The following is a 9933-nucleotide window of genomic DNA, read 5'->3' on the forward strand; positions in this document are numbered from 1 at the left end:
ACCCACAAGCACCCCAAGGTGCAGCAGTGGCTGGCGGATCACCCGCGCTGGATCTTCCACTTCACGCCGACTTCGGCGTCCTGGCTCAACGCCGTCGAAGGTTTCTTCTCGGCCATCACCCGCAGGCGCATCCGCCGCGGCGTTTTCAAGTCGGTGCCCGACCTGCAGGACGCGATCACTCGCTACATCCGAGACCACAACAAGGCCGCCAAGCCATTCGCCTGGATCAAGTCCGCCGACATCATTCTCGGCAAGCTGGCCAGGCTCCCTGCATCTTCTGTCTGAGTCAGTGCACTAGCTCGGTGGCAGATGTCTCCTGATCGTCGGCGGCAGGAAACGAAGCAGCGCGGCGCGGCCTCGTTGCCAGAAGGCGGAAAGCAGCAGGAGCGCCGGGCCCAGGACGAGACCGGTCAGCAGGATGGTCGAGGGCAAGCTTGCCCGCGTCCCGAGAAGGATGCTCAAGGCGTAGATCGCGTAGACCTGGGACGACACCATCAGGGCGCGCCGGTCGATCACCAGCGCAACAGAGGCGAGCAGCGCGTAGAAGAGGACGGCAATGAGCGCCGAAGAGGTCGAGGGACTGCCCCCCGTGAGCAGGATGGGGGAGAAGATCGGGTGCACGAGCAGCGGCGCGGCCGCGAGGTGCAGCCAGAAGGCGACGTCCGCGCGGCGTGTCGTCCGACGAGGGTCGCTGGCATCCCACCACAGAGCGTGGGCGAAGACGACCCCGCCGCAAGCGAAGGTCAGGGTCAAGGCGAAGGAGGCGAGTGCCGGATAGGCGAGCAGGAGCAACCCGACGGCGGTGCCGAGAAGCGCGAGGGTGAGGGCCGCGACCGTGATGGGGACGCGGAAGCGCCACCAGTGCGCGAGGGCCGCAAGGGCCACCGCGCCCATGGTGCTCAGCAACGGCACGATGCCGAGCATGGCCTGGGCAAGCATCACCGCGAGAGACGGGATGGCCGGACCGCGCGTCTTGGCAAGCGGAGCCGCTGCCTCAGAGGGCACCAACCCCGCGCCGAGCTTCGCCCCGAGCGCCCCGATCGCGAGCGTGAAGGCGAACAGGAGGACGATGCTCGGCAGCGCCATGCGGCGAACGCGGGTGAAGAACTCCGCGAGCCCCCAAGCCAGCGCCGCGACGGCGACGAGCGCGACGATCGACGACGCGCCGTAGAGGAACCAGAGCACCGACACCAAGGTCATCAGCACGGCGCCGGAGACGAAGATATCGTTGAAGCTGGTGAGGAGCCGGAATTGCTCCTCATCCGCCGACGGCGCGGCGCGCCGCGCGGCGGTGAACGCGCGCAGGCGGTCCGCATCCGCCGCGGTGATCGCGCCACCTGCCACGGCCGCGTTAAGGTCGTCCTCGCTGTACATCGATAGCCTCACCGAGAAGAGGTCACCGTAGACCACGAGCACCACGTGCCGGAAGATCGCCCGTTGCACGAGCCGAATGCTCAAGCGTCCAGCGTCGGCCGAGCCCGGTTCGGATGCGAGCCAGTCGGCTATTCAGCGCCGCCCCGCCGCCACGCTCGTGGAGGCAGCTCTCCGGCTTCCGGTAAGGCCCAGCGCTCTCGCCACGCAGACCGTGCATCCTCTTCGCGAAGGAGCATGGCTGGATCTCGTGACCAATGCCGGTATGCCCAGGCCGCTCCACCCCTCCATAAGCCTCGCGTGCACGCCCCGACTGTCCGCCGAGGCGGTGCTGACGATGCGTCCGCACCAGCCGGGGTCGACGACACCGACACGGACGCCGTGTCGAACGGCTGGGCCTGCGACCGCCTGCACCAGACGCCCCTTAAAGGACCGCCCGGTACCAGGAGCGTCGATCTCGGCGAGCGAGAGCCAACCTCGCACGATGCGCCTGATGGGAAGCGTCTGCGTGCCGGCGTTGTGGATGGCAACCACCTCCCGCCACAGGATGGTGCTCGCGGCCTGCGATTCGCGCTGTGGCGCGCCAACAGGGGAAGAGCGAAGGTCGTACCCGCTCAGCCCAGGCGGAGCTTGTGCCGGAAGGCCGACGGCGTAGACGGGCTCTCCGTAGGGGTGTCTTGGCCTGACTCCTTGGCAGGCGGAACATGGCCGAAGACCTGGACCGCCTTTCCTACAGCGCGGCGCAGACGTGCTCCTTGGTCCTGGCGACTGCCGCAATGTCCGAGGGTCGGTCGAAATCGCGCTTCGCCACGCCTCCCTTCTCCTACTTCGAAGGCCGGGCACCTTCATTTTTTGTTAGGAACATTCCCGCCAATCTCCCCCTCGTCGCATATTTGAGACGGGGAGGGCTGGCTCCCCGTAAGGAGTCCTTCATGGCCACGATTCTCCTTCCCGCGAAGTACGCCACCACGAACCCGAACCTGCTTGGCGGCTTGAACGGGATCAACGCCGAGGGCGCCTGGAAACTCGGCTACAACGGCGCTGGGACACGCGTGGCCGCGGTCGACGACGGCTTCAACTACAAGAACGCCGCCCTGGCCAAGAACTACTCGACCTCGCTCGACTACGACGCCCTCAGGCGCGACAGCGACGCCATGGCCGAGGGGGACGACTACCATGGCACGATGGTCATGGGCGTCATCGGTGCCTCGGCCGACAGCACGCGCTCGGTCGGCGTGGCCTACGGCTCGACGCTGATCGGCGTGCGCGTCGGCTTCGGCTCGCTCAGCAGCGCCGCGCAGTTCACCGACGCCATGACCTACGCCTGGAAGAACTCCGACGTCGTCAACATGTCCTGGAGCTACAGCGCCTGGGGCGAGAAGCAGACCTACACCCCGGTCCTCGCCCAGGGGTCCGCCACCGGCCGGGGCGGTCTCGGCGCCGTGTGGGTGTCGTCGGCGGGCAACAACGGCGGCATCGGTGACGACGTCAACCTGCACGGCGTCCAGAGCAGCGTCTACGTGATGACTGTGGGTTCGACCGATCGCGACGGCGCGGGCTCCTCCTTCTCGACGCACGGGGTAGCGGTGCACGTGGCCGCCCCGGGCAACGGGATCGTCACGACCGTCGACGAGGGCTTCGGCACGGGCAGCGGCACCTCCTTCTCCGCGCCCACCGTCTCGGCCCTGGCCTCCCTCGTGCTCGACGCCAACGACCACCTCGGCTGGCGCGACGTGCAGGAGATCATCGGCATGACCGCCCACAAGACCTCGGTGACGACGGGCTACCTCGTCAACAAGGCGGGCGACTGGAACGGCGGCGGCATGCACCACTCGAGCACTTTCGGCTTCGGCATCGTCGACGCGGGCGCCGCGGTCCGGCTCGCCGAGACCTGGTCCGATCACGGCACGACCGCCACCATGAAGGTGGCGAGCGCCAACGTGGCCGTCAACAAGGCTGTCGGCGCGGACTTCGCCTCCTCGACGACCGTCGCCGACAACCTGCACCTCGACAAGGCGCAGGTGACGATCAACTTCAGCGGCGTCGACTGGGGCGACTACCGGATCAGCCTCGTCAGCGCCAAGGGCACGGAGAGCGTGCTGCTCGACCACGCCTACACCAACTCGGGCGCCAACGCCTCGGGCATCTTCACTACGGAGCAGTTCTGGGGCGAGGACAGCAAGGGCACCTGGACGCTCAAGCTGCACGACTACGCCACCAACGATACGCTGACGCTCACTTCCTGGTCGCTCTCGCTCTACGGCGACCGGGCCAAGGCGGACAACCAGTACGTCTACACCGACGAGCTCGGCGCCATGGCCAAGGCCGACGCGTCGCGCCTCGTGCTCGGTGACGCCAACGGCGGCCTCGACACCGTCAACTTCTCGGCCGTGACCGGCAAGCTGAACTTCAGCCTGGCGGACGGCGGCACGCTGACGGGCACGGACGGCGCGGTCACCAAGCTGACCCTGAAGGCGGGCACGGTGCTGGAGAACCTCTTCGGCGGCGCGGGCGACGACATCCTCGTCGGCAACGCCGTGAACAACTACCTTCGCGGCGGCTACGGCAACGACCATCTTCGCGGCGGCGCCGGGATCGACATCTTCATCGAGGGCCAGAATACCGGCGAGGACTGGATCGACGACTTCACGGCGGGCGAGAAGGTCTGGCTGACCCAGGGCGTCTCCCTGGCAAGCCTGAATGGTCGCACCGCCATGCTGTCCGACGGCGGCAAGATCGTCTCGGGCACGGCCTACATCTGGAAGACGACCGACTTCGTGCGGGTGGACGACTGGCTCGACCGCCTGCCGCACTCGGATGTCCTCATCGCCTGAAAGAATCAGCAGAGTGCGGCAGCAGTCAATCGGGGCTCTGCCGCACGCCCGGGTCGGGCTTGATGCCACCAGCGGCCGTTCCCTGGCACACATCGTTTTGTTCACTACCTTGGTTGCCAGGCTGTCCCTCGTCGCCAGGGATATCTGAGCTCGTCCTCCTTCAGCACAGGATGATAACCTCGACGTCCCACACCAACTCGGCGTTGTTGCACATCCCTCGCAGGTAGCTCCGCACGAGCAGAGCATCGATTGGACGCTCGAAGACGCACTATCGGACCCGGAATGGAGTGAGTACGACTGGCGCCTGATCTCCGCCTGGGATCTGATGGTGTGAACCTCGCCGAGCCTGATCTAGCATCCCTCCAGGGGCGCTGGGCGGCGACGCCGTCCCCAGGTCTTCACGGATGAGGCGATCCAGAAGATGCTGACGCTGAAGGTGCTATGCCGCTTGCCGCTGCAAAACGCCCAGAGCATGGTGGGCCACTGGGCACCTCGGATGGAGGCTCTGGAAGCGTCGGAGTAAGTACCACCGCCGGGGCTTGGCCGAGACGACCATGTCCCGCCTCCAGCGCTTCGGTAGAGCGCCTCGCCTCCTGCGACCCCGCCGTCAGGTCGCCGAAAGCCAGATCCGCTGCGCCAGCCTCTATACCGTTAACGCCCCTGGGGCCCTGACACTGTCGCCCGCACCCAATCAAGGCATCAAAGGCCGAACCGGTTCACCCTCCGGGGTTTGGCAACAACGCCTCTGCCGTTGGGAAGTCTGAAGACAATCCGACAGACGTGCCGTAATTCTGCTGCGCACCTTGTTTGCGACAGGATAGTCCAGCTCCGATGAGGCATCTCCGCTCCAAGCGACAAGCCCTTACCCAGAACCGGCACGATCATTGTGCTAGAGGGACCGTCGTGCTGCGCTGGCTCTCCATCTGCTTCCTCCTTAGCGGCACTCTCCTGGCCTTGCTCTTTGGCCTGTTCCAGTTTTTCGAGGCCACGCCAGTGCAGAACGTGGCGGTTCGGTTTGGTCGTGAGCCGCAGTCTCCCCTGGCGCACTTGCTAAGCGCGTTGCGCGCCATGGCTGAGGGACACTGGCGCGAGCCGTATCTGACTCAATTCCTGCTCTCGATGGCGGCGGCAGGCTTGATGGCAGGCGCTGCGTTCTGGTTGCGCCGGCGACGTCCTGGATGACGTAGCCTCTTCGTTCAGGTCAGCCGGTGGCGGCTCATACCGCCTTGCCTACGCACTGACGGATCACGAGCCTATCCCAGCCTGCCGAAGCCGGCTTCGGCCCTCTGCCCTTAGGTGCATCCGGGACGGCCGATTATCGCTTCAGAACGTGCCTCGCGCCCAATCCCTTTCACTCGAAATCCGAGGCGGGCGAGATCGGCGAGCGCTGCCTTCCGCCGGTTCGGTCGACGGGGCATCCGTTCTTGAAGGTCCCGACGAACAGGGGATCGGCGCCGATCCGCCGACTGCAGACGCCCTGCTCTTCAAGCCGTCCCACGGCCATCGTGCCCACGCCCCGCTCGTTCAAGACGCCGTCGTACGCCCGGACGGGCGCGTCATTCACCGCAACGACCGCCTCGTCGCCTCGTCGCCGCCGCGCGGCATTCTCGAGAGCGCGACAGACGCGCCGCTGCGATGCCGGGCAGGCGTTGCGCACGGCGACGCTGTTGAGCTCGAGCCGGGCTCATCCGTCGCGGTCGACGCGGCTACCGCCGGAATAGTCGAGCATGCTGGCGACCGCGATCACGGCGCCCGCTATGGGCCCGCGATTTCCATTCACGGGGCGGCGTCCTCAGCGAGGCCGAGGTAAGGCAATCCATCTTCGACAGGGAGCTAGCCAGCAAAACGTCGCCTTGCGCGAGGCGTGCCATGCTCCCGCGAGGCAGCCGCATCCGATGGAGCAATCTGCTTCAACCCACGGCTCGACGCTGCGCCAAAACCCGGTCCACCATGGCAGGAGCGAGCCCGAGATAGTTCGCCGGATCACAGCGCCGTTCGACGCCCTCTTTACCGCCTAGAGCCTCGACGATTTCCGGCACCTCGACCAGCGCTTCGGCAAGCGTCCGGCCGGAGGTGATGGCGGCGCGGCAGGCGTCGTAGACAACATCATGCGCGTGCTGCCGCCCAAGCGCGGGGGCCGCCGCCATCATCACGGCCTCGGCCACGATCAGGCCGCCGGACATGCCGAGGTTCGCGCGCATCTGTGCCGCGTCCACCGTCAGGCCAGAAAGCGCAAAGCGCGCCTGGTTCAAACAGGAGGCGGTGAGGAGAAAGGCTTCCGGGAGCGCCAGCCATTCCAAGTGCCACGGGCCCGTGGCCCGCTCGAAGTCCTGCACCATCGCATCCAGAACAAGCGCGACCTGCTGCCGGACCGCCTTGGCGGTGGCCAGCATGATCTCGGACGAGATCGGGTTGCGCTTTTGCGGCATGGTGGAGGAGGCCCCGCGCCCCTTTACGAAGGGCTCCATCACCTCGCCGCCGAACTCGGTGGACATCATCAGCATGATGTCGGTCGCGATCTTGGCGAGCGTGCCCGTGACAAGGCCGAGGAAGGCCACCGCCTCGGCCAGGCCGTCCCGTGCCACGTGCCAGGTAATCACGGGTTGGCCAAGGCCCAGCTCGGCGCAGAAGGCCTCCTGCACCCGGAAGCCGTCATCGTCGAGAGAGGCGAGCGTGCCCGCCGCGCCCGCGAACTGTCCCAGCAACACGCGGGGGCGCAGCTGCACCAACCGCTCGGCGTGGCGGTCAAGGGCCGACAGCCAGACAGCGACCTTGTAGCCGAAGGTGATCGGCAGAGCCTGTTGAAGGTGGGTGCGCCCGGCCATCGGCGTGTCCCGGTGGCGCGCAGCGAGGTCGGCGAGGATGCCGCGCAACGCGTCGAGGTCCGCCTCGACCAAGTTGAGCGCAGCGCGAACCTGCAGGACACTCGCCGTGTCCATGATGTCCTGGGTGGTGGCTCCCCAGTGGACGTAGCGCCCCGCTTCGCCTGCCATCTCCGCGAGCTGGTGGACAATGGCGAGGATGGGGTAGCCGACATTGTCGGTTTCGGCCTTCAGCCGTGCCCAATCGAAGGCGGCGTTGCCACCGGCGGCGGCGATGGCGTCCGCTGCCTCGGCCGGGATGATACCGCACCGGGCTTCGGCGCGGGCGAGCGCGACCTCCACCTCGACGTAGCGGCCAACCAGGGCTTCGTCGGAGAAGACCGCACGCATCTCGGGCGTGCCGAACATGTCGCGGAAGAGGGCGGAGTCGAACGGGGTGCTGGGCATGAGGGGAGTTCCTGCTACTCGGGCTGCACGCCCGCCTGGCTCATGACGCTGCGCCAGCGCTCCATCTCGGAGACAAGGAAGGCTCGGGTCCCCGCCATATCCGCGTCGGGCATCGGGACGTTCCCGAGTTCGGCGAGCTTGGCAATGAAGGACGGGTCCCTCATCACCGTCCGCACCTCCTGGTGCAGCCACTCCAGGATAGGGCGCGGGGTCGCGGCCGGAGCGAGGAGCATGTTCCAGGTGGACATCTGGAAATCCGCCAGCTCCGGAATGCCGCTCTCACGCACCGTTGGCAGGTCCGGCAGGAAAGGCACGCGCGCCGGGGAGGTGACGGCGAGGGGACGCACCAGGCCGCCGCGGATGCTGCCCAGCGCCGTGGTGGAGGTATCGTTGACGGAGACGATCGTGCCGGAGAGAAGATCCGTCATCGCGTTCGCCACGCCGCGGTAGACGATGTGGTTCATCCGGGCCCCGGTCTTGGCGAGGATCTGCACCATGGAGACATGGGCCGCCGAGCCGTTGCCCGCCGAGCCGTAGTCCAGCGCGTCGGGCTGGGCACGAGCCGCGTCGATCAGGCCCTTCAGGGTTCGATGGGTCGAGTTGGCGCCAACCAGCACCACCACCGGTCCCTCCATCAGCACGCTGACCGGCACGAAGTCCGCGACCGTGTCGTAGGGCATGCGGCGGTAGAGGCTGGGATTGATGGAGTGGGAAAGATTGTTGAACAGCAGCGTGTAGCCGTCCGGCGTGGCCTTGGCGACCACGTCCGCCCCGATGGTGGATCCCGCCCCGGTGCGGTTCTCGACCAGGACGCGCGCGTTCATCTGCTTGGATAGCTGCTCAGCGAAAACGCGGCCGAGCGTGTCGGTGGGTCCACCGGCCGAGAAGGGGAGGATCAGCCGGACCGGCCGGTCCGGGTAGGCGCCCTGGGCACGGGCCAGGCGCGGGACAGCAAGGCCCGTGGCGGCGACGAGGGAGGCGACGAAAAGGGTGCGGCGCTGCATGGACGATCACTCCCGATCCCGAAAGGTTCGATCCTTTCTATTGGTCCGGTCCTATCGGCTCCTAGGATGGCTTGTCAACGCTCAAGGGGACCGCATCAATAGCGTGATGCCCTCGATCGCCTCCCCGCCGCGCTACGTCGCGCTTGCCCGTCAGATCGCCGCGGAGATCGCGGAGGGGCAGCACCCGCTCGGCTCCCAGCTGCTGCCGGAGGTTGAGATGGCCGCGGAGCGTGGCGTCAGCCGGGCAACGATGCGGGCCGCGCTGGACAGGCTGGAAGGCCTGGGCCTGATCTCCCGCCGCCGTCGCGCGGGCACCCGCGTCGCCGCTCTGCAACCGGCGGACCGCGGCGTCTACCAGCAGTCCCTCGCCGGGGTCGGCGACTTGCTGCAATACGCCGCGCAAACTCGGCGCGAGATCATCAGCCTCAAGCCCGTGGTGTCGGACGGTCCTATGGAGCGTGAACTGGGGCTGCGGGCGGGCCAGCGCTGGCTGCAGATCACCAGCCTGCGCGTCCCGGCGGATAGCGGTGCCGCGCTGTGTTGGACAGAGACCTACGCGGGCGCGGACGTGGCGCCTGCCGACCTGGAGCAGCGCCTGAGGGGAGCAGAGGCGGCAGAGTTGATCGCGACCGTCCTGGCGACTTGGTCCGGGCGGCCGATCACCGAGGTTGTTCAGGAAATCAAAGCCACGGGGATCCCGGCCGGGCCGGTCGCCCGTGCGCTCGGCGTCAAGGCGGGGGAACACGCGCTCGAAATCACCCGCCGCTATCTCGACTCCTCTGGGGCGCCGCTCAGCGTCTCCATCAGCCTGCATCCGGCGGGTCGGTTCACCTCCGTCAGCCGTCTTCGCCGCGCTGCGGAGTCCAGTACGCGGCGCGTAGCGACCACGGCTGGGATTCAGGAGAGCCGCTGAAGGGTCTGACCACCTGTTAACGGATTGGCCGTGAAGCTTCGAGGGCGGCTCAGAGGTCCTGCCACGAGGATACTGGTGCAAGGCGTCCTTTCGGACGTCGTCATAGGCCGCACCCGAGCCCAGCATCTTTCCCGAGCAAGGCTCTCAGCGGCGAGGCAGTGACCGGCTTCCATACCTTGCTGCGATTGAGACCTCCTTCACATCGCCATGGCGTAGGCAGGTCGGCGCGGATCTGCGGCGCCCATCTTATACCAAGTCTCTGAGATCATGACCTATATGCCCAGTCGCGCAGTCCGATGGACATGATGCGCCAGGGCTGTTCGGTGAGCTTGTTCCAGGCGTCGCAGCAGTGGTCGACGATGTTGTCGTAGGACCGGAAGACCCGGTTGGAGAGCCAGTTGTCGCGCATGAACTGCCAGACATTCTCCATGGCGTTCAGTTCGGGGCACTTGGGTGGCAGCGGTGCGAGCGTGATGTTGGGTGGAACCGCGACCTTGTCGGAGAGGTGCCATCCGGCCTGGTCGAGCAGCAGAACGGCGTGC

8 protein-coding genes and 1 pseudogene are annotated in these 9933 nt (G+C 67.1%); 4 read left to right on the plus strand and 5 right to left on the minus strand.

What is annotated here, in order from left to right:
- A pseudogene (locus EAH89_RS29810) lies at window positions 1-285 on the plus strand (IS630 family transposase); the annotation flags it as partial.
- 9 nt (window positions 286-294) lie between these two features.
- Here the strand turns inward: EAH89_RS29810 and EAH89_RS29815 are convergent.
- Window positions 295-1374: a hypothetical protein gene (locus EAH89_RS29815; RefSeq protein ID WP_140887657.1), complete on the minus strand. Its 1080-nt coding sequence runs from the start codon at window positions 1372-1374 to the stop codon at window positions 295-297.
- Window positions 1375-2303: 929 nt separating this feature from the next.
- On the opposite strand from EAH89_RS29815, the gene EAH89_RS29820 reads away from it, so the two are divergent.
- Both EAH89_RS29820 and EAH89_RS29830 read left to right on the plus strand, forming a co-directional pair.
- Window positions 2304-4205, plus strand: coding sequence for a S8 family serine peptidase (locus tag EAH89_RS29820; protein ID WP_161993849.1), 1902 nt, complete (start codon window positions 2304-2306; stop codon window positions 4203-4205).
- Between the two features lie 903 nt (window positions 4206-5108).
- Complete coding sequence (locus tag EAH89_RS29830; protein WP_140887652.1) at window positions 5109-5387, plus strand: hypothetical protein; 279 nt, start codon at window positions 5109-5111, stop codon at window positions 5385-5387.
- A gap of 169 nt (window positions 5388-5556) precedes the next feature.
- On the opposite strand, the gene EAH89_RS29835 is transcribed toward EAH89_RS29830, so the two are convergent.
- The 3 genes from EAH89_RS29835 to EAH89_RS29845 form a co-directional block, all read right to left on the minus strand.
- Entirely contained in the window at window positions 5557-5769 is a 213-nt protein-coding gene (locus EAH89_RS29835) for a hypothetical protein (RefSeq protein WP_140887653.1), read from the minus strand.
- A 346-nt stretch (window positions 5770-6115) separates the two neighbouring features.
- A complete protein-coding gene (gene pcaB, locus EAH89_RS29840) occupies window positions 6116-7474 on the minus strand; it encodes a 3-carboxy-cis,cis-muconate cycloisomerase (protein ID WP_140887654.1) in 1359 nt (452 codons plus the stop codon).
- A 14-nt stretch (window positions 7475-7488) separates the two neighbouring features.
- Window positions 7489-8478, minus strand: a complete 990-nt coding sequence (locus tag EAH89_RS29845) for a Bug family tripartite tricarboxylate transporter substrate binding protein (protein ID WP_140887655.1) — start codon at window positions 8476-8478, stop codon at window positions 7489-7491.
- 106 nt (window positions 8479-8584) lie between these two features.
- On the opposite strand from EAH89_RS29845, the gene EAH89_RS29850 reads away from it, so the two are divergent.
- Window positions 8585-9391, plus strand: coding sequence for a GntR family transcriptional regulator (locus tag EAH89_RS29850; RefSeq protein ID WP_161993850.1), 807 nt, complete (start codon window positions 8585-8587; stop codon window positions 9389-9391).
- A gap of 265 nt (window positions 9392-9656) precedes the next feature.
- On the opposite strand, the gene EAH89_RS29855 is transcribed toward EAH89_RS29850, so the two are convergent.
- On the minus strand, window positions 9657-9933 hold a 277-nt coding region (locus EAH89_RS29855), incomplete at its 5' end, for a transposase (protein ID WP_194152356.1).

The organism is Muricoccus nepalensis (assembly GCF_006438825.1).
Classification (GTDB): domain Bacteria; phylum Pseudomonadota; class Alphaproteobacteria; order Acetobacterales; family Acetobacteraceae; genus Roseomonas; species Roseomonas nepalensis.